Raw genomic sequence first — 18918 nt, 5'->3', positions numbered from 1 at the left:
GAGAATAGAACCAATGGCGCTGCCCGATTTCACCATGCGCCAGCTGCTTGAAGCTGGCGTGCACTTTGGTCACCAGTCTCACCGCTGGAATCCGAAAATGGCCGATTTCATTTTCGGGGCCCGCAACAACATCCATATCATCGACCTCGCTCAGACCGTGCCGCTGCTGCATACTGCGCTGCAGGCCGTCAGCGACACCGTCGCCAAGGGCGGCCGCATCCTGTTCGTCGGCACCAAGCGCCAGGCGCAGGACAATGTCGCCGACGCCGCCAAGCGCTCCGCGCAGTATTTCGTCAATTCGCGCTGGCTCGGCGGCACGCTGACCAACTGGAAGACGATCTCGGCCTCGATCAAGCGCCTGCGTCATCTCGACGAGGTGCTGTCCTCGGGCGAAGCCAATTCCTACACCAAGAAGGAGCGGCTGACCCTGCAGCGTGAGCGCGATAAGCTCGATCGTTCGCTCGGCGGCATCAAGGACATGGGCGGTCTGCCCGACCTGATCTTCGTGATCGACACCAACAAGGAAGACATCGCGATCCAGGAGGCCCAGCGCCTCAATATCCCGGTCGCCGCGATCGTCGATACCAATTGCGACCCGAAGGGCATCACCTATGTGGTGCCGGGCAATGACGACGCCGGCCGCGCCATTTCGCTGTATTGCGACCTGGTCGCGCGCGCCGCGATCGACGGCATTTCGCGGGCACAGGGTGAGCTCGGCATCGATGTCGGTGCCTCCGCGACCCCGATGCAGGAAGATCTGCCGACCGCGCCGACCGCCTCGAAGTTCCAGGGCCTGCCTGGACCGCGCGGCACCGCCGACGATCTCAAGAAGCTCACCGGCGTGTCCGGCGCGATCGAGAAGAAGCTGAACGATCTCGGCATCTTCCATTACTGGCAGCTCGCCGAGCTCGACCACGACACCGCACATCAGATCGGCGAAGAAGTCGGTCTGCCGAGCCGGGCCGACGCCTGGGTCGCCCAGGCGAAGTCTCTCGCGGACGCTTAAGCTCGCGGGCTTAAAATGGTGGCCGGCGTCATACGCCGGCCATGACGATCGATCTACGCATTTCCTGACGGCGGACGGCGCGCACCCGGTGGCGCGCCGCGATCTGCACAGGCAAAAGGACGCTCATAATGGCTACTATCACCGCAGCGATGGTCAAGGACCTGCGCGAGTCGACCGGCGCAGGCATGATGGATTGCAAGGCCGCTCTCACTGAGACCGGTGGCGACCTGCAGGCTGCGCAGGATTGGCTGCGCAAGAAGGGCCTCTCGAAGGCGGCGAAGAAGGCCGGCCGCGTCGCGGCCGAGGGCCTGATCGGTGCGCTGACGGCGGGCAATAAGGGCGTGCTGGTCGAGGTCAATTCCGAGACCGATTTCGTCGCCCGCAACGAGCACTTCCAGGGCCTGGTCAAGATGATCGCGCAAGTCGCGCTCGACGCCGGCGCCGACATCGAGAAGATCAAGGCCGCCAAGGTCGGCAGCATCACGGTGGAAGCCGCGATCGCGGACTCGATCGCCACTATCGGCGAGAACCAGACGCTGCGCCGTGCCGCCACGCTTACGGTCAATCAGGGCGTGGTGTCGAGCTACGTTCATGGTGCCGTGATCGAAGGCGCCGGCAAGATGGGCGTTATCGTTGCGCTGGAATCGTCCGGCAAGACCGATGAACTCGCGCATCTCGGCCGCCAGCTCGCGATGCATGTCGCGGCCGCCAACCCGCAGGCGATCGATCCCACGGGCCTGGATCCCGAGCTCGTCAAGCGCGAGAAGGACGTGCTCGCCGACAAGTACCGTCAGCAGGGCAAGCCGGAAAACGTGATCGAGAAGATCGTCGAATCGGGCCTGAAGACCTTCTACAAGGAGGTCTGTCTGCTCGAGCAGGCCTTCATCCACGACAGCGGCAAGTCGGTGGCGCAGGCGCTGAAGGAAGCCGAGGGTAAGGTCGGTGGTCCGATCAAGATTGCCGGCTTCGTCCGCTATGCGCTCGGCGAAGGCATCGAGAAGGAAGAGACCGACTTCGCAGCCGAAGTCGCCGCCGCCAGCGGCAAGAAGTAACGGCCGAATCGAAGGGCCGGCATCGTTTTCGCGACGCCGGCTCGCGCGGGATAGGGAAGCATAGCACATGGCTGAGCCGGTCTATCGTCGCGTCGTGGTCAAGTTGTCCGGCGAATATCTCGCCGGCCCCCATTCCGTCGGCATCGACCAGCCGACCGTCGACCGGATCGCCGGTGACCTGATCGCAGCCCAACAGCTCGGGGTCGAGATTGCTGTCGTCGTCGGCGGCGGCAACATGGTCCGCGGTGTCGAGGTCTCCGCCCACGGCGTTTCGCGGCCGACCGGCGACACCATGGGCATGCTGGCCACGATCATGAACTGCCTCGCTCTTGAGGCCGCGATCGAGCGCAAGGGCACGCCGGCCAAGGCATTGTCGGCCTTCGTGATGCCGGAGATCTGCGAGCTGTTTACCCGCGCTGCAGCGCACAGGCACCTTGCCGAGGGCCGCATCTTGCTGCTCGGTGGCGGCACCGGTAATCCGTTCTTCACGACCGATACCACTGCGGTGCTGCGGGCTGCCGAGATCGACGCCCAGGCGGTGTTCAAGGCCACCAATGTCGATGGCGTCTATAGCGCCGATCCGAAGAAGGATCCGTCGGCGCAGCGATTTGACCGCCTGACTCATTCTCAGGCGATCGAAGGCGGTTACAAGGTGATGGACGCGACCGCATTCGCGCTTGCCCGCGAGACGTCGCTGCCTATCATTGTGTTCTCGATCGCCGAACCCGGATCGATCGGTGCGATGTTGCAGGGCGCAGGCCGCGGCACCATCGTTGCCGGCTGACCAGCCGGGTGGCAGCGGACCGGTTGAACGCTCGGAAGCGAGCGTAAAAAACCGGAAGCGAACAGGGATTTGCTGATAGTCCTTCCGTGATCCGAACTGAGCGCGACTGAGGCTTACGACGCGCAAGTCGGATGCGAAGCGACGGGTTGCAGAAAGGAAAGCGTGATGTCCACTGGAGCGTTCGACCTCAACGAATTGAAGCGCCGCATGCAGGGCGCGACCCAGGCGCTCAAGCACGAACTCAGCGGTCTGCGCACCGGCCGTGCCTCGGCCTCGATGCTCGAGCCGGTCCAGGTGGACGCCTATGGCTCGCACATGCCCTTGAACCAGGTCGCCACCATCTCGGTGCCGGAGCCGCGGCTGTTGTCGGTCCAGGTCTGGGACAAGACCATGGTGAAGGCGGTCGAGAAGGCGATCGTCGACTCCAATCTCGGGCTGACGCCTGCGACCGAGGGCCAGGTGCTGCGCTTGCGCGTTCCCGAACTGAACCAGGAGCGGCGCAAGGAACTCGTCAAGGTCGCCCATAAATATGCGGAAGCTGCGCGCGTGGCCGTGCGCCACGTCCGTCGCGACGGACTCGACACCGTCAAGAAGCTCGAAAAGAACCACGAGATCTCCGAGGACGATCAAGAGCGTTTCGCCGCCGACGTGCAGAAGGCGACTGACGGCGTCATTGCCGAGATCGACCAGATGCTGGCGGCGAAGGAAAAGGAAATCCTGACCGTCTGAAGGGAATTTGCGATGTCGAACGCGGCCCCGATGACGGACGAGCCGGACCGATCCGATGGTCCGGCTCATGTCGCCATCATCATGGATGGCAATGGCCGCTGGGCGTCTGCACGCGGCCTGCCGCGCGCGGAAGGCCATCGTCGTGGCGTCGATGCGCTGCGGCGCGTGGTGCGCGCCGCGCCGGAGCTCGGCATCCGCTATCTCACGATCTTTTCCTTCAGCTCGGAAAACTGGTCGCGTCCGGCGAGCGAGATCGGCGATCTGTTCGGCTTGTTGCGCCGCTTCATCCGCAACGATCTCGCGACGCTGCATCGGGACGGCGTAAGGGTGCGGGTCATCGGCGAGCGCGCGGGCCTCGAGCCTGACATCTGCGCGCTGTTGAGCGAGGCCGAAGAGCTGACCCGCAACAACAGCAAGCTGACGCTGGTGGTCGCGTTCAATTATGGCTCGCGCCAGGAAATCGCGCGGGCCGTCCAGCAGCTGGCGCGTGAAGTCGCGGAGGGCAAGCGCGATCCGGCATCCATCGATGCCGATGCGATCGGTCGCCATCTCGACGCGCCCGATATTCCCGATCCCGATCTCATCATCCGCACCAGCGGCGAGCAGCGCCTGTCGAACTTCCTGATGTGGCAGGCCGCCTATAGCGAACTGGTTTTCGTGCCCATTCACTGGCCGGATTTCGACAAGGCCGCGCTCGAGGGCGCGATCGCCGAATTCGGCCGGCGGGAACGTCGCTTCGGCGGCCTCGTGACGAAAACCGCATCGTGAGCAAAACCGACATCGCAAGCGCTGCCGACGCCAAGGGGCCGCAGCATAATTTCCTGTTGCGCGTTGCCGCGGCTCTCGTGCTGGCGCCGCTCGCCTTGGCGGCAGCCTATGCCGGCGGCGTGTTCTGGACCGTGCTCGTGACGGTGGCGGCGATCGGTCTTTACGTCGAATGGCTGATGGTGGTCGGCGAAGTCCGCGCGGTCAGTGTCACCGTGACCGGGGCGCTGCTGCTGGCCGTCGCCGGCGTATGTCTTGCGTTCGGCCTGGTCGATATCGCCGTCATCGTCCTTGGGCTTGGGCTTGTCGTGGTCGTCGCGCTCGCAGCCGGTCACCGCAGCTGGGCCGCCGCAGGCTTCGTCTATACGGCCGCGGCGCAATTGGCCTCTGTGCTGGTGCGCCTCGACTCTGAGCATGGCTGGTTTGCCCTGGTGCTCGTGCTGCTGGTGGTGTGGGCGAGCGATATCGGCGGCTATGTCGCCGGACGCGGCATCGGCGGGCCGAAGCTTGCGCCGCACATCAGTCCGAACAAGACCTGGGCCGGCGCGATCGGCGGATTCGTCGGCAGCCTGCTCGTGGCTGCCGGATGGTCGGCCTTCGGGGCCGGCCGCTTGGTGCCGTTCCTCGCCGTTGCGGCCGTGCTGTCGATCGTCTCGCAGCTTGGCGATCTGTTTGAGTCCGCCGTGAAGCGGCGTTTCGGGGTCAAGGACTCCAGTCACATCATCCCGGGCCACGGCGGCCTGTTGGATCGGCTCGACGGTTACGTCGCCGCGGTCGTGTTTGCGGCAGTCTTAGGTTTGGTGCGGGGCGGCCTCGACGGCGTCGGCCGCGGCCTTTTGATATGGTGAAGCGATGAGCGCAGTTCCTTTACGGAATAACAAGGCGAGCGGAGCGGCGGTGCGCAGCATCACCGTGCTGGGCGCGACCGGGTCGATCGGCGACAGCACGATGGATCTGCTGCGGGCGTCTCCCGAGCGCTATCGGGTCGAGGCGTTGACCGGCAACAGCAACGTGCAGGGGCTCGCCAAGCTCGCCAAGGAATTTAACGCCGGCTTTGTCGCGGTGGCCGATCCATCGCGGCTGTCCGAATTGCGCGAGGCGCTGTCCGGCACGGGCATCGAATCGGGGGCAGGGGAAAGCGCCATCATCGAGGCCGGCGCACGTCCGGCCGACTGGGTGATGGCGGCGGTTTCGGGCGCGGCCGGATTGAAGCCGGCGCTCGCCGCGGTCGACCGCGGCGCGACCGTCGCGCTCGCCAACAAGGAATGCCTGGTCTGTGCGGGCGACATGTTCATGCAGCGCGCCGCCCAGGCCGGCGCCTGCATCCTGCCCGCCGATTCCGAGCACAACGCATTGTTCCAAGCGCTGTCATCGGGCAACCGCGAGGAACTGGTGCGGGTCATCATCACCGCCTCCGGCGGACCGTTCCGCACCTGGGCCGCCGCCGATATCGAGCAGGCGACCCTGGCGCAGGCGCTGAAACATCCTAACTGGAGCATGGGCCAGAAGATCACGATCGATTCGGCCTCGATGATGAACAAGGGCCTCGAGGTGATCGAGGCGTCCTATCTGTTCGCGTTGTCGCCGGACGAGATCGATGTGCTGGTGCACCCGCAATCGATCATCCACGGAATGGTCGAGTTTTCGGATTGCTCGGTGGTCGCCCAGCTCGGCACGCCCGACATGCGCACCCCGATCGCGCATTGCCTGGGCTGGCCGGACCGGATCAAGGGGCCGGCGGCCAAGCTCGATCTCGCCAAGATCGGCACGCTGACGTTCGAGGCGCCGGATTTCGCGCGTTTCCCTGGTCTGCGTCTGGCATATGAGTCCTTGCGGACCGGGAATGGCGCGACCACGGTATTCAATGCCGCCAACGAGGTCGCGGTGGCAGCCTTCATTGCCGGTCAGATCCGGTTCGGCGCGATCGCGCGCCTGGTCGAGGCAACCCTGGAGAATTGGATTAGATCGGGTAATTTAGCACCTCTCACCTCGGCCGATGACGCCATCGCCATTGACCAAACTGCGCGAAAAAAGGCCGCAGCCCTCTTGCCTGAAATTGCCCTAAAGGCATCTTAGAGCGTTCGGGGCGCGCCGGCCCACCGGAAGGGAAACGGATGTCCGAATTTTTCCAACATATCTTCAATACGTTAAGCCATGGCCTGTTGGGCTATATCGTCCCCTTCCTGTTCGTGCTGACGATCGTCGTCTTTTTCCACGAGCTCGGCCATTTCCTGGTCGCCCGCTGGGCGGGCGTGAAGGTGTTAACGTTTTCGCTCGGATTTGGCCCTGAGTTGATCGGTTTCAACGATCGGCACAACACCCGCTGGAAGATCTCCGCGATTCCGCTGGGCGGCTACGTCAAGTTCTTCGGCGACGACAGCGAGGCCTCGACGCCCTCGGCCGAGGCGCTGGCGAAAATGACCCCTGAGGAGCGCGCCGGCAGCTTCCACCACAAGAAGGTCGGTCCGCGTGCCGCGATCGTTGCGGCCGGCCCGATCGCCAACTTCATCTTGGCGGTGGTCATCTTCGCCGGCATGGCGCTTTATTTCGGCAAGCCGAGCTCGACCCCGCGGGTCGATGCGGTGCAGGCCGACAGCGTGGCGGCGGCGGCCGGCTTCAAGGTCGGCGACATCGTCACCTCGATCGACGGTCACGAGATCGACAGCTTCGCCGATATGCAGCGAATCGTGTCGGTCAATGCCGGCTCGGAGCTGACCTTCCACCTCAAGCGGGACGGGAGTGAGGTCACGCTGAAGGCGGCGCCGGCGCTGAAGGAGGTCAAGGACCTGTTCGGCAATGCGCACCGGATCGGTGTGCTCGGCATTCAGTACAACGCGCGGCCGGACGAAGCGCGCTCGACCCCGGTCGGCCTCGGCGAGGCGGTGAAGATCGGCTTCGAGCAGGTCTGGTTCATCATCGCCACCACCTTCAAGTTCGTCGCTTCCCTGTTCGCCGGGGCGGGGAGCGCGGGGGACGTCGGCGGCCCGATTCGGATCGCCCAGCTCTCCGGCCAGGCCGCGAGCCTCGGTTTCCAATTTGTTGTGCAATTATGTGCAACGCTGTCGGTCTCGATCGGGCTCTTGAACCTGTTCCCGGTTCCGCTGCTCGATGGCGGCCACCTTCTGTTCTATGCGGTCGAGGCCGCCCGGGGCCGGCCGCTCTCGGAGCGGGCTCAGGAGATGGGCTTCCGAATCGGGTTGGGCCTTGTACTGATGCTGATGGTGTTTGCAACGTATAACGACATCCTGCACCTCGCGGGGTCCTGACCGCGGCTTTTTTATGACGTGGCGGATGAGCAACGTTTTGAAACGAAAATGAAAATACGGAGACATGGAGCGTTTGCCGCCTAGGTGAAATTGGCTACAAGCGAAACGACCAAAAATGGGAATCTGTCGGTTCTGTAGGGGTATGGGGCCGACAACGGAATGATAAGGGCGCGTTGCGCATGAAGTTTGGATTGCGAGTGCGGGGGGGCATGCTGGCCGCTCTGATCATGTTCGCCGTGCCGGTGGCTATTCCGCTGGCGAACGTGGTCGTATCGTCGCCGGCAGCCGCACAGACGGTGAATTCGATTGAAGTCGTCGGCAATCGCCGCGTCGAGGTCGAGACCATTCGCTCTTATTTCAAGCCTGGACCGGGCGGCACGCTGGATGCGGGACGAATCGATGACGGCCTCAAGGCCTTGATCGAGACCGGCCTGTTCCAGGACGTGCAGATCAACCGGCAGGGCGGTCGTATCGTCGTGACCGTGGTGGAAAACCCGGTGATCGGTCGCGTTGCCTTCGAGGGCAACAAGAAGATCAAGGACGAGCAGCTCTCGGCCGAGGTGCAGTCGAAGCCGCGCGGCACCTTTTCGCGCCCCATGGTGCAGTCGGACGCTTCCCGAATCGCCGAGATTTATCGCCGTTCGGGCCGCTATGACGTCCACGTCACCCCCGAAATCATCGAGCAGCCGAACAACCGCGTCGACCTGATCTTCACGATCGAGGAAGGCCCGAAGACCGGGGTCAAGGCGGTCGAATTCGTCGGCAACAACGCGTTCTCGTCCTATCGCCTCAAGGACGTGATCAAGACGCATGAGACCAACATCCTGAGCTTCCTGGGCGGCAACGACGTCTACGATCCAGATCGCGTCGAGGCCGACCGTGACCTGATTCGCCGCTTCTACCTGAAGCACGGCTATGCCGACGTGCAGGTCGTCGCGGCGCTCACCGAATATGATCCGGAGAAGAAGGGCTTCCTGGTCACCTTCAAGATCGAGGAAGGCCAGCAGTACCGGGTTGCGTCGGTCGACTTCCAGTCGTCCATCTCGACGCTCGATCCCAACTCGCTGCGTTCGTTTTCGCGCGTCAATGTCGGTTCGCTCTACAACGTCGAGAACGTCGAAAAGTCGGTCGAGGAGATGCAGATCGAGGCGTCGCGGCGGGGGTATGCCTTTGCCGTCGTGCGTCCGCGTGGCGACCGCAATTTCGAGGCCCATACGGTGTCGGTGGTGTTCGCGATCGATGAGGGCCCGCGCACCTATATCGAGCGGATCAACATCCGCGGTAACACCCGCACCCGCGATTACGTGATCCGCCGCGAGTTCGACATCTCCGAGGGCGATGCCTACAACCGTGCGCTGGTCGATCGCGCCGAGCGGCGGTTGAAGAACCTCGACTTCTTCAAGAGCGTGAAGATCACGACCGAGCCCGGCTCCTCCAGCGACCGCGTGATCCTGGTGGTCGATCTCGAGGAGAAGTCCACCGGCGACTTCTCGGTCTCGGGCGGCTATTCGACGACCGACGGCGCACTTGCCGAGGTCTCGATCTCCGAGCGTAACCTGCTCGGCCGTGGCCTGTTCGCCAAGGCGGCCGTGACCTATGGTCAGTTCGCCCGCGGCTATTCGCTGTCGTTCGTCGAGCCCTATCTGCTCGATTATCGAGTGGCGCTCGGCCTCGACTTCTATCAGCGCCAGCAGCTCGCCAACAACTTCATCTCTTACGGCACCAAGACGCTGGGCTTCAGTCCGCGGCTCGGGTTCCAGCTCCGCGAAGATCTCTCGCTGCAGGTACGTTACTCGATCTACCAGCAGGAGATCACACTGCCGACGACGCTCGCGAACTGTAACAACAGAAGCGACATCAACGGTGGCAACGGCCAGATTCCCTTCAACCCGACCCCGGCCTTCGCCAACCTCAACGGAATCAGCTTGGCCGGAAGCAATGGTCTGGGCTGCTTCCTGGACGGCGAAGCTTCGCTGCCGGTGCGTAAGGAGCTGGCGAACGGCCGCACGCTGACCTCGGCGCTGGGCTACACGCTCTCCTACAACACCCTCGACAACAACAAGAACCCGACCGACGGCCTGCTGGTCGACTTCAAGCAGGACTTCGCGGGCGTCGGCGGCGACGTCTCCTATTTGAAGACCGCGCTTGATGCGAAGTACTTCACGCCGCTGGTGTCCGACATTGTCGGTATCGTCCATCTCCAGGGCGGTATTCTGAACAAGATCGGCAACACCGAGCTTCGCATGCTCGATCACTTCCAGATGGGCCCGAACCTGGTCCGCGGCTTCGCCCCGAACGGCATCGGCCCGCGTGACATCAACCCCTTCGGAACCCAGGATGCGATCGGCGGCACCAAGTACTGGGGCGCTTCGCTCGAATTGCAGATGCCATTCTGGTTCCTTCCCAAGGAAGTGGGCCTGAAGGGCGCGGTCTATGCTGACGCCGGCGGTCTGTGGGGCTATCAGGGACCGACCTCCTGGGCGCAGACCGGCGAAGTCAACGTGTCCGGCTGTATTCGGCCGACGCCGGCGACCGGGACGGTCCCAGCCAATCCGGGAACCTGCCTTGGCCTCGTGTATGACGACCAGAACACGGTCAGAAGCTCGGTCGGTGTCGGTCTGGTGTGGCAGTCGCCGTTCGGTCCGCTGCGCTTCGACTACGCCGTCCCGCTCACCAAGGGCAAGTTTGACCGCGTGCAGGAATTCCGGTTCGGCGGCGGTACCACCTTCTGACCCCGGGTGGGTTGACCCGATACGCTTTCGCGTGAATAACGCGCCGATGGTGTAGATTGAGCTCGGCTTCGGGACACCGGGGCCGAGCTCTGATCTTTTTTGGCTGTTATCGTACCGTGACGGATGGAATGGCCCAGCCGAGCTTCTTTCAAAAACCACCGCCGATGACGCTGGCCGCGATTGCGGCCGCGACCAAGGCCACGCTCGTCGATTCGTCGCGAGGGGAGCAGGTCGTCAGCGGCCTTGCCTCGCTCGACGAGGCCGGTCCCATGCACCTGGCCTTCTTCGACAATCTCAAATACGTCGATCAGCTGACGGCAACCAAGGCTGGAGCCTGCCTGGTCAGCCCGCGTTTCGAGGCGAGCGTGCCCGCGCATGTCGCGGTGCTGCGGATCGCCCAGCCGTTCCGGGCGTTCGTGCAGCTCGCCCGGCAGCTGCATCAGGATGCGCTGCGGCCGCAAAACTGGTTCGGCTACGACGGGATCGCGCCGTCCGCCATCATCGATCCGACCGCACGGCTGGAAGACGGCGTCGTCGTCGAGCCGCTGGCGGTGATCGGGGCTCATGCCGAGATTGGGGCGGGCACCATTGTCGGGGCTGGCGCCGTGATCGGGCCGCACGTGAAGATCGGGCGCGACTGCAATGTCGGGGCGCGGACAGCCATCCAATGCGCGCTGATCGGCAACGACGTGCTGATCCATCCCGCCTGCAGCATCGGACAGGACGGCTATGGCTTTCTCTTCTTCGGCCCGGACGGCCATCTCAAGGTGCCGCAGACCGGGCGGGTGCTGATCCAGAACAATGTCGAGATCGGCGCGGGCACGACTATCGACCGCGGCAGCCTGCGCGACACGGTGATCGGCGAGGGCACCAAAATCGACAACCAGGTCCAGATCGGCCACAATGTGACGATCGGCCGGCATTGCCTGCTGGCCGCCCAGATCGGGCTGGCGGGAAGCCTCACGATCGGAGACAACGTTGCGCTTGGGGCCAAGGTCGGAATCAACAATCACCTCAAGATCGGCGATGGAGCCCAGGTGACCGCGATGAGCGCGGTCAAGGACGATATCCCGCCGAACGGGCGCTGGGGTGGCCATTTCGCCAAGCCGACCAAGCAATGGTTCCGCGAGATCGTTGCGGTGGAACGGCTGGTGCGGGATATGACTGCGACGAATCCGAAGGACGAAGGACAGGAGTGATGGAGGAGTCACCCATCAGGTTTGCGGAAGTGGACATCAATGAGATCCTCAAGACGCTTCCGCACCGCTATCCGTTTCTCCTGATCGACGGCGTGAAGAACATCCGCGCCGATTATAGCGGCATCGGCGTCAAGAACGTCTCGATCGGCGAGCCCTGTTTCCAGGGCCATTTTCCCGAGCGGCCGGTCTATCCGGGTGTGTTGATGATCGAGGGCATGGCGCAGACCGCAGGTGTGATCGGCATCAAGTCCGTCGAGGGCACCGAGAAGCCGCGTGCGGTCTACTTCCTCACCATCGACAAGTGCAAGTTCCGCAAACCGGTGCTGCCGGGCCAGACCATCGAATATCACATGCGTTCAATCGGCCGCCGGAAGACCATGTGGTGGTTCCACGGCGACGCGAAGGTCGACGGCGTCACGGTGGCGGAAGCCGACGTCGGCGCGATGCTGACCGACTGATGGTCCGACAAGGCTTGGTTGAGTTCCCATGAGCAAGATCGATCCCACCGCGCGCGTCGAAGACGGCGCCATCATCGGCGACGGCACGGTGATCGGGCCCTATTGCGTGATCGGGCCGAACGTCGTGATCGGCGCCAACTGCAAGCTGATCTCCCATGTCCAGATCATGGGCCATACGACACTTGGCGATGCCAACGTGATCTCGCCTTTCGCCGTGCTCGGCGGCGCGCCGCAGGATCTGAGCTATCGCGGCGAGCCGCACCGGCTCGTGATCGGCTCCGGCTGCACCATCCGCGAAGGCGTGACGATGAACATCGGCACCACCAAGGGCGGTGGATTGACGAAGATCGGCGACCGCGGCTTCTTCATGAACAACGCCCATGTCGCCCACGACTGCATGGTCGGCAACGATGCGATCTTCGCGACCTCGGCGACGCTCGGCGGCCACGTCGAAGTCGGCGACGCCGTCTATATCGGCGGCCTGTCGGCGGTGCACCAGTTCACCCGGATCGGCCACGGCGTCATGGTCGGCGGCGTCTGCGGCGTGCGCGGCGACGTCATTCCGTACGGCCTCGTCAACGGCCAATATGCCGCGCTGGAAGGGCTGAACATCATCGGCATGAGGCGCCGCAAGTTCACCCGCGAGCGGCTGGCCATGGTCCGCGCCTTCTATCAGAAGCTCTTCCACGGTCCGGGCGTGTTCGCCGAACGCCTCGCGAGCGTGCGCCCGCTGGCCGGCGAAGATCCGGCCATTGCGGAGATCCTCGCCTTCATCGACGGCGGCAAGCACCGTCCGCTCTGCCTTCCCGAAGTCGGTGCATCCCCAGCTGAGGCTTAAGGCGGCTGATGACCGACGGGACCGTGCAGATTGCCTCGCCGGTCGGTTTGATTGCCGCAGGCGGCGTCATGCCGTTCGCGGTCGCCGATGCGATGGTCGCGCGCGGATTGACGCCCGTCCTGTTCGCGTTGAAAGGGGTGTGCGATCCGGCGCCGCTGTCGCGCTTCCGCCATCACTGGATCGCGCTCGGCCAGATCGGCCGCGTGGTGAAGCTGCTCCACGCGGAAGGCTGCCGCGACCTCTTGTTCATCGGCAGCCTGGTCCGTCCCTCGCTCTCCGAAATCCGGATCGACCTCGGCACCCTGCGCGAGCTGCCGCGTATCCTGGGCTCGTTTCGTGGCGGCGACGATCATCTGCTGTCGGGCATCGGCCGCATCTTCGAGCGCCACGGCCTTCGCATGCTCGGCATCAAGGATGTCGCGCCCGAGCTGCTCGTTCCGGAGGGCTGCCTGACGCGCGCTGCGCCTGACCAGGCCGCTGCGGCCGATATCGCCCGGGGCCGCGCCGTCCTGCAGGCACTCGGCGCCTTCGATATCGGGCAAGCTGTGGTCGTGATCGATCGCCATGTCGTGGCGGTCGAGGATATCGAGGGCACCGATGGGCTGTTGGCGCGGGTGGCGCGGCTGCGCGCGCAGGGACGCATTCGTGCCGGGCTCAAGCGCGGTGTGCTGGTGAAGGCGCCGAAGAGCGGCCAGGATCTGCGCTTCGACCTGCCGACCATCGGCCCCGCAACGGTGGAAGGTGCCGCAGCCGCGGGGCTTGCCGGCATAGCGGTCGCCGCGAAAAACACGCTGCTTGCCGAGCCTGAGCAGATGCTTGCAGCCGCCGATCGCGCCGGGCTGTTCGTGACCGGTGTGGTGGCATGATGACGCGGGCATCCGCGGGGCCGGCCTTGCGTAAGATCTGCCTGATCGCAACGGAAGAATCCGGCGACCGGCTCGGCGCCAGCCTGATGAAGGTGCTGCGTCAGCGTCTTGGCGATGCCGTCGAATTCTCCGGCGTCGGCGGCCATGGCATGGCGCGGGAAGGATTGGCGTCGTGGTTTGCGATCGAGGAGCTGTCGATCGTCGGCTTCTCGGGGGTTCTGAAACAGTTGCCGAAGATCCTGCGGCTGATCGATCGGACGGTCGATGCGGTCCTCGCGGCATCGCCTGACGTCCTCGTCATCGTCGACAGCCCCGATTTCACCCATCGCGTGGCGCGGCGCGTCCGCACCCGCAATCCTGCGATCCCGATCGTCGATTATGTCTCGCCGACCGTGTGGGCGTGGCGGCCCGGCCGGGCGCGCGCAATGCGCGGCTATGTCGATCACGTGCTGGCGTTGTTGCCGTTCGAGCCGGACGCCTATCGGACGCTCAATGGTCCGCCGTGCAGCTATGTCGGCCATCCCCTGATCGAGCAGCTTGCGGTGCTGCGGCCGAATGCGGACGAGCAGGCACGACGCGCAGCGCAGCCGCCGGTGCTGTTGGTGCTGCCGGGCAGCCGCCGCAGCGAGGTGGCACGCCATCTCCCCGTGTTCGGCCGGACGCTCGAAGCGCTGCGCGCGCGCGGCGTGGCCTTCGAGGCGCTGTTGCCGACCACGCCGCATCTCGAAGCCACGGTGCGGGCGGGGCTGGCGGACTGGCCGGTCGCGCCGCAGATCGTCACCGGCGAGGCCGAGAAGCGCGCCGCCTTCAGAAGCGCGCGCGCGGCGCTTGCGAAATCCGGCACCGTGACCTTGGAGCTCGCGGTCGCGGGCGTGCCGATGGTGACCGCCTATCGCGTCGGCGAGGTCGAGGCCTTCATCCTGCGCCGCGTGATCCGAGTCCGGTCCGTCATCCTCGCCAATCTCGTAATCGGCGACAACGTGATCCCGGAATATCTGCAGGAGGCCTGCACGGCCGACAATCTCGCGCCGGCGCTGGCGGAGGTGCTGGCAGATGGTCCGGCGCGCATGCGCCAGACCGAAGCGTTCGCCCGGCTCGATCAGATCATGGCCACGGGTGCGGCATCACCGAGCGTGCGCGCCGCCGACATCGTGCTGCAGGTGATGCACCAGGGCCGGCGGGTCACTTAGGTCTTTCTTGGAGGGCAGCGGCATCGGACCGGAGACGACTCTGCTGGCAAAACATATTAGATTGGCCTAATATGACTCATGTCTAATATCTCCCGGGAGGTTGTCATGAAGATCGATCCTGTCGCCTACGTCGGAGCCGTGGTGCGCGAGGTCTCAAGCCGCGAGCACCAGGGCCGGCCGGCTCGCGTCGTGGTCGCGACGCGGAACTACGACACCACGATCGAGGACTTGTGGGACGCCCTGACCAACGCGGAACGCATTCCGCGCTGGTTCTTACCGGTTTCCGGCGATTTGCGTCTCGGTGGCCGCTATCAGTTCGAGGGCAATGCCGGCGGTGAGATCACGCGCTGCGAGCCGCCGCGGCTCTTATCGGTGACCTGGGAATATGGCGGTGGCACGAGCTGGCTCACTGTGGCCTTGTCGGACGATGGCGTTGCCGGCACCAGGCTCAAGCTTGAGCATATTTCTCCGCTTGACCAGGCCATGTGGGATCGCTTCGGCCCCGGTGCGGTCGGCGTGGGATGGGATCTTGGTTTGCTGGGATTGGCGTTGTACCTCGCGGCCGGCGCAGCTTTCGATCGCGCCGAGGCGATGACCTGGTCCACCTCGGACGAGGGCAAGGCCTACATGCGAGCGAGCAGCGAAGCGTGGGGGGAGGCATCGATCAGAGCCGGTACGCATGCGGATGCCGCAAAGGCGGCTGCAGCGCGGACAAGCGCCTTCTATTGCGGCGAGCCGGAGCCATCAGGTCCGTAAAGCAATGCACGCATTCGATATTCTGGGCGATCCGGTCCGGCGCCGCATCCTCGAGCTGCTCGCGAGCGGCGAGCACAGTTCGGGCGATATCGTCAGGGTGATCGAGCGCGAATTCGGCATCACCCAGTCGGCGGTGTCGCAGCAACTCCGGGTGCTGCGGGATGCCGGTTTTGCCTCGGTGCGCGCCGAGGGGGCGCGGCGCATCTACACCGTCGAGCCCGGCCGGCTCAAGGAGGTCGACGAATGGCTCGACCGTTTCCGGACGTTCTGGTTGCCCAAGCTCGATGCGCTCGCGACCGAGGTCGCGCGGGGCAAACGAAAACGGCGCCGTCAGGACTGACGGCGCCGTTGCGAATGGAGTCTTGCGGGAGGCTTACTTGCGCTTCTCGATCTCGACGTAATCGCGGGTGGTGACGCCGGTGAAGAGCTGACGCGGACGGCCGATCTTCTGCTGCGGATCCTCGATCATCTCGCTCCACTGGCTGATCCAGCCCACGGTGCGGGCGACCGCGAACAGCACCGTGAACATTGACACCGGGAAGCCCATCGCCTTCAGCGTGATGCCCGAATAGAAGTCGACGTTCGGGTAAAGCTTGCGCTCGATGAAGTAGGGGTCGCTCAGCGCGATCTTTTCCAGCTCGATCGCGACCTTCAGCATCTGATCGTCGGCGTGGCCGGTCTCCTTCAGCACCGCGTGACACATCTTCTGCATGATCTTGGCGCGCGGATCGTAGTTCTTGTAGACGCGGTGGCCGAAGCCCATCAGGCGCACGTCGCTGTTCTTGTCCTTCACCTTGGCGATGAAGTCCGGAATCTTATCGACGGTGCCGATCTGGGCCAGCATGTTCAGCGCGGCCTCGTTGGCGCCGCCATGCGCCGGGCCCCACAGGCAGGCGATGCCGGCCGCGATGCAGGCAAACGGGTTGGCGCCCGAGGAACCGGCGATGCGCACCGTGGAGGTCGATGCGTTCTGCTCGTGGTCGGCGTGCAGGATGAAGATCTTGTCCAGCGCGTCGGCGAGCACCGGGTTCGGCTTGTACTCCTCGCAAGGAACGCCGAAGCACATGTAGAGGAAGTTCTCGGCAAAGGAGAGCGAGTTCTTCGGATACATGAAGGGCTGGCCGATCGTGTATTTGTAGGCCATCGCCGCCAGCGTCGGGATCTTCGCGATCATCCGCATCGAGGCGATCATGCGCTGCTGCGGATCGTTGATGTCGGTGGAGTCGTGATAGAACGCAGCCAGCGCGCCGACGGAAGCCACCATCACCGCCATCGGATGGGCGTCGCGGCGGAAGCCCTGGAAGAAGCGGGCCATCTGTTCGTGCACCATGGTGTGGTGCGTGACGCGGTGGTCGAAATCCTGCTTCTGCGCCTTGGTCGGCAGCTCACCGTACAGCAGCAGGTAGCAGGTCTCGAGGAAATCGCCCTTCTCGGCCAGCTGCTCGATCGGGTAGCCGCGATATTGCAGCACGCCGGCGTCGCCATCGATATAGGTGATCTTGGACTGGCAGCTCGCCGTCGAGGTGAAGCCCGGATCGTAGGTGAACATGCCGGTCTGGGCATAGAGCTTGCCGATATCGACGACATCGGGGCCCACGCTGCCGCTCAGGATCGGAAGATCATAGGTCTTGTTGCCGACGGTGAGCGTGGCGGTTTTCGTGCTGGATTTTGCGTCCATCGTGTTGTCCCCGATGAGATCGTTGAGCGCCCTTTTCATCTAGATGGCAGGGCGAGTGAGCTTTTCTAGTGCATGCCGCGCAAATGCGTATCGTATTGCCCTGTGCGCTGCAAGATGGGGGTAAATGCGACCTTATGAGGTAACCTGGTCCTTAAGTCGGCCTAAGGATTCATCACGTCCGAGCACCGCCAGCACCTCGAAAATGCCGGGCGAGGTGGTCCGTCCGGTCAACGCGGCGCGCAGTGGCTGCGCGACTGCGCCCAGCTTGAGATCGTTGGCCTCGGCGAACTGGCGCAATGCGGCTTCCGTGGCCGGGCCGCTCCAGGGCTCGACGGCGGAAAGCGCCTGGCAGAGCCGTCCGATCAGGGCCCGGTTATCAGGTGTTAACAGTGCCGCAGCCTTGGCATCGACCGGGAGCGGCCGTTCCGCGAAGATAAAGGCCGCGGCGTCGATGAGCTCCAAAAGCGTTTTGGCGCGCTCCTTCAGGCTCGGCATGGCCGCCATGAGCTGGGCGCGTGTCGTGTCGTTGAGCTTGGGCTTCAGCGCCGCGCCCTGCGGCGCATAGTTCAGGACGTCTTCGAACATGCCCACCAACGCCCGATCGTCGGTGTGGCGAATGTAATGCCCATTGAGGTTTTCGAGCTTGGCAAAATCGAAGCGCGCGGCGGAGCGGCCGATCGCGGGCAGGTCGAATGCCTTGATCATCTCCTCGGTGGAGAAGATCTCCTGGTCGCCATGGCTCCAGCCGAGCCGCACCAGGTAATTGCGCAGCGCTGCCGGCAGATATCCCATGGCGCGGTAGGCGTCCACGCCGAGTGCGCCGTGGCGCTTGGAGAGCTTTGAGCCATCCGGCCCGTGGATCAGCGGGATGTGCGACATCGACGGCACGTCCCATCCCAGCGCATCGTAGATCTGCTTCTGGCGCGCAGCATTGATCAGATGATCGTCCCCACGGATGATGTGGGTGACGCCCATGTCATGGTCGTCGACGACAACCGCCAGCATATAGGTCGGATTGCCGTCGCCCCGGAGCAGCACGAGATCGTCGAGATTCTCGTTCTGCCAGACCACGCGGCCCTGTACCTGGTCTTCGATCACGGTCTCGCCGGTCAGGGGCGCGCGCAGCCGGATCGTCGGCTTGAGGCCTGCCGGCGCATCCTTCGGATCACGATCGCGCCACATGCCGTCATAGAGGCGCGTGCGGCCTTCCGCGCGGGCCTTCTCGCGCATGGCGGCGAGCTCCTCGGGGGTGGCATAGCAGCGGTAAGCCATGCCGCTGGCGAGCAGCTGCTCGGCGACCTCGCGATGCCGCGCGGCGCGACTATATTGGTAGATGACCTCGCCGTCCCAATCGAGCCCGAGCCAGGTTAACCCGTCCAGGATGGCGTCGATCGCCTCCTTGGTCGAACGCTCGCGGTCGGTGTCCTCGATTCGAAGCAGCATCTTGCCGCCGCGACCGCGCGCATACAGCCAGTTGAACAGGGCCGTCCGGGCGCCTCCGATGTGGAGAAAACCGGTCGGGGAGGGGGCAAAGCGCGTGACGATGGGTTGGGTCATGGGCGGCAGCGACAGCAGTTTCCGGGCGGTGGCGTAGAGGCG

The 18918-nt window shown here is 64.4% G+C and carries 18 protein-coding genes; 16 read left to right on the top strand and 2 right to left on the bottom strand.

Translation table 11 applies throughout. The annotated features are described in order from the left end of the window. The first annotated feature begins 13 nt into the window (after nucleotides 1-13). From QX034_RS32085 to QX034_RS32010, 16 genes are all read left to right on the top strand, one after another. On the top strand, nucleotides 14-1006 hold the full coding sequence (locus QX034_RS32085) for a 30S ribosomal protein S2 (RefSeq protein ID WP_315703495.1): 993 nt from the start codon (nucleotides 14-16) through the stop codon (nucleotides 1004-1006). 128 nt (nucleotides 1007-1134) lie between these two features. Next, entirely contained in the window at nucleotides 1135-2058 is a 924-nt protein-coding gene (tsf, locus tag QX034_RS32080; RefSeq protein WP_315703496.1) for a translation elongation factor Ts, read from the top strand. Nucleotides 2059-2125: 67 nt separating this feature from the next. Then, nucleotides 2126-2842, top strand: a complete 717-nt coding sequence (gene pyrH, locus QX034_RS32075; protein WP_315703497.1) for a UMP kinase — start codon at nucleotides 2126-2128, stop codon at nucleotides 2840-2842. 165 nt (nucleotides 2843-3007) lie between these two features. Then, on the top strand, nucleotides 3008-3571 hold the full coding sequence (gene frr, locus QX034_RS32070) for a ribosome recycling factor (RefSeq protein ID WP_315703498.1): 564 nt from the start codon (nucleotides 3008-3010) through the stop codon (nucleotides 3569-3571). Nucleotides 3572-3583: 12 nt separating this feature from the next. Next, nucleotides 3584-4339: an isoprenyl transferase gene (locus tag QX034_RS32065; protein WP_315703499.1), complete on the top strand. Its 756-nt coding sequence runs from the start codon at nucleotides 3584-3586 to the stop codon at nucleotides 4337-4339. Continuing rightward, the gene (locus tag QX034_RS32060; RefSeq protein WP_316190505.1) at nucleotides 4336-5184 is read left to right on the top strand and encodes a phosphatidate cytidylyltransferase; all 849 of its coding nucleotides are present in this window, start codon (nucleotides 4336-4338) and stop codon (nucleotides 5182-5184) included. The genes QX034_RS32065 and QX034_RS32060 overlap by 4 nt, the downstream gene beginning before the upstream one ends. Before the next feature lie 4 nt (nucleotides 5185-5188). Further along, nucleotides 5189-6412: a 1-deoxy-D-xylulose-5-phosphate reductoisomerase gene (gene dxr / locus QX034_RS32055; RefSeq protein ID WP_315703501.1), complete on the top strand. Its 1224-nt coding sequence runs from the start codon at nucleotides 5189-5191 to the stop codon at nucleotides 6410-6412. Between the two features lie 38 nt (nucleotides 6413-6450). Continuing rightward, the gene (locus tag QX034_RS32050; protein WP_315703502.1) at nucleotides 6451-7602 is read left to right on the top strand and encodes an RIP metalloprotease; all 1152 of its coding nucleotides are present in this window, start codon (nucleotides 6451-6453) and stop codon (nucleotides 7600-7602) included. 179 nt (nucleotides 7603-7781) lie between these two features. Beyond that, on the top strand, nucleotides 7782-10334 hold the full coding sequence (gene bamA / locus QX034_RS32045) for an outer membrane protein assembly factor BamA (protein ID WP_315703503.1): 2553 nt from the start codon (nucleotides 7782-7784) through the stop codon (nucleotides 10332-10334). Between the two features lie 128 nt (nucleotides 10335-10462). Then, nucleotides 10463-11533, top strand: coding sequence for a UDP-3-O-(3-hydroxymyristoyl)glucosamine N-acyltransferase (gene lpxD, locus QX034_RS32040; RefSeq protein ID WP_315703504.1), 1071 nt, complete (start codon nucleotides 10463-10465; stop codon nucleotides 11531-11533). Further along, nucleotides 11533-11991 carry a 3-hydroxyacyl-ACP dehydratase FabZ gene (gene fabZ / locus QX034_RS32035; protein WP_315703505.1) on the top strand — a complete coding sequence of 153 codons (459 nt, stop codon included), beginning with the start codon at nucleotides 11533-11535 and terminating at the stop codon, nucleotides 11989-11991. Before lpxD ends, fabZ begins: the two co-directional genes overlap by 1 nt. Nucleotides 11992-12019: 28 nt before the next feature. Beyond that, nucleotides 12020-12829, top strand: a complete 810-nt coding sequence (gene lpxA, locus QX034_RS32030; protein WP_316196256.1) for an acyl-ACP--UDP-N-acetylglucosamine O-acyltransferase — start codon at nucleotides 12020-12022, stop codon at nucleotides 12827-12829. 8 nt (nucleotides 12830-12837) lie between these two features. Next, the gene (locus QX034_RS32025) at nucleotides 12838-13695 is read left to right on the top strand and encodes an LpxI family protein (protein WP_315703507.1); all 858 of its coding nucleotides are present in this window, start codon (nucleotides 12838-12840) and stop codon (nucleotides 13693-13695) included. Beyond that, the gene (gene lpxB / locus QX034_RS32020) at nucleotides 13692-14885 is read left to right on the top strand and encodes a lipid-A-disaccharide synthase (RefSeq protein ID WP_315703508.1); all 1194 of its coding nucleotides are present in this window, start codon (nucleotides 13692-13694) and stop codon (nucleotides 14883-14885) included. Before QX034_RS32025 ends, lpxB begins: the two co-directional genes overlap by 4 nt. A 105-nt stretch (nucleotides 14886-14990) precedes the next feature. Further along, nucleotides 14991-15641: an SRPBCC family protein gene (locus QX034_RS32015; protein ID WP_315703509.1), complete on the top strand. Its 651-nt coding sequence runs from the start codon at nucleotides 14991-14993 to the stop codon at nucleotides 15639-15641. 4 nt (nucleotides 15642-15645) lie between these two features. Beyond that, nucleotides 15646-15981: a metalloregulator ArsR/SmtB family transcription factor gene (locus tag QX034_RS32010; RefSeq protein ID WP_315703510.1), complete on the top strand. Its 336-nt coding sequence runs from the start codon at nucleotides 15646-15648 to the stop codon at nucleotides 15979-15981. Between the two features lie 33 nt (nucleotides 15982-16014). On the opposite strand, the gene gltA is transcribed toward QX034_RS32010, so the two are convergent. Both gltA and gltX read right to left on the bottom strand, forming a co-directional pair. Next, nucleotides 16015-17319, bottom strand: a complete 1305-nt coding sequence (gene gltA / locus QX034_RS32005; RefSeq protein WP_315703511.1) for a citrate synthase — start codon at nucleotides 17317-17319, stop codon at nucleotides 16015-16017. 132 nt (nucleotides 17320-17451) lie between these two features. After that, nucleotides 17452-18876, bottom strand: coding sequence for a glutamate--tRNA ligase (gene gltX, locus QX034_RS32000; RefSeq protein ID WP_315729057.1), 1425 nt, complete (start codon nucleotides 18874-18876; stop codon nucleotides 17452-17454). Between the last annotated feature and the right edge of the window lie 42 nt (nucleotides 18877-18918).

Source organism: Bradyrhizobium sp. SZCCHNR3119, from assembly GCF_032487775.1.
Classification (GTDB): domain Bacteria; phylum Pseudomonadota; class Alphaproteobacteria; order Rhizobiales; family Xanthobacteraceae; genus Bradyrhizobium.
Note: the sequence above shows the minus strand (reverse complement) of the source record. Positions and strands in the feature narration are given on the sequence as shown.

Excerpts from the sequence above, each read along its gene's own strand:
- QX034_RS32085 (WP_315703495.1), top strand. The coding sequence starts at position 14 with ATGGCGCTGCCCGATTTCACCATGCGCCAGCTGCTTGAAGCTGGCGTG.
- tsf (WP_315703496.1), top strand. The coding sequence starts at position 1,135 with ATGGCTACTATCACCGCAGCGATGGTCAAGGACCTGCGCGAGTCGACC.
- pyrH (WP_315703497.1), top strand. The coding sequence starts at position 2,126 with ATGGCTGAGCCGGTCTATCGTCGCGTCGTGGTCAAGTTGTCCGGCGAA.
- frr (WP_315703498.1), top strand. The coding sequence starts at position 3,008 with ATGTCCACTGGAGCGTTCGACCTCAACGAATTGAAGCGCCGCATGCAG.
- QX034_RS32065 (WP_315703499.1), top strand. The coding sequence starts at position 3,584 with ATGTCGAACGCGGCCCCGATGACGGACGAGCCGGACCGATCCGATGGT.
- dxr (WP_315703501.1), top strand. The coding sequence starts at position 5,189 with ATGAGCGCAGTTCCTTTACGGAATAACAAGGCGAGCGGAGCGGCGGTG.
- QX034_RS32050 (WP_315703502.1), top strand. The coding sequence starts at position 6,451 with ATGTCCGAATTTTTCCAACATATCTTCAATACGTTAAGCCATGGCCTG.
- bamA (WP_315703503.1), top strand. The coding sequence starts at position 7,782 with ATGAAGTTTGGATTGCGAGTGCGGGGGGGCATGCTGGCCGCTCTGATC.
- lpxD (WP_315703504.1), top strand. The coding sequence starts at position 10,463 with ATGGCCCAGCCGAGCTTCTTTCAAAAACCACCGCCGATGACGCTGGCC.
- fabZ (WP_315703505.1), top strand. The coding sequence starts at position 11,533 with ATGGAGGAGTCACCCATCAGGTTTGCGGAAGTGGACATCAATGAGATC.
- lpxA (WP_316196256.1), top strand. The coding sequence starts at position 12,020 with ATGAGCAAGATCGATCCCACCGCGCGCGTCGAAGACGGCGCCATCATC.
- QX034_RS32025 (WP_315703507.1), top strand. The coding sequence starts at position 12,838 with ATGACCGACGGGACCGTGCAGATTGCCTCGCCGGTCGGTTTGATTGCC.
- lpxB (WP_315703508.1), top strand. The coding sequence starts at position 13,692 with ATGATGACGCGGGCATCCGCGGGGCCGGCCTTGCGTAAGATCTGCCTG.
- QX034_RS32015 (WP_315703509.1), top strand. The coding sequence starts at position 14,991 with ATGAAGATCGATCCTGTCGCCTACGTCGGAGCCGTGGTGCGCGAGGTC.
- QX034_RS32010 (WP_315703510.1), top strand. The coding sequence starts at position 15,646 with ATGCACGCATTCGATATTCTGGGCGATCCGGTCCGGCGCCGCATCCTC.
- gltA (WP_315703511.1), bottom strand. The coding sequence starts at position 17,319 with ATGGACGCAAAATCCAGCACGAAAACCGCCACGCTCACCGTCGGCAAC.
- gltX (WP_315729057.1), bottom strand. The coding sequence starts at position 18,876 with ATGACCCAACCCATCGTCACGCGCTTTGCCCCCTCCCCGACCGGTTTT.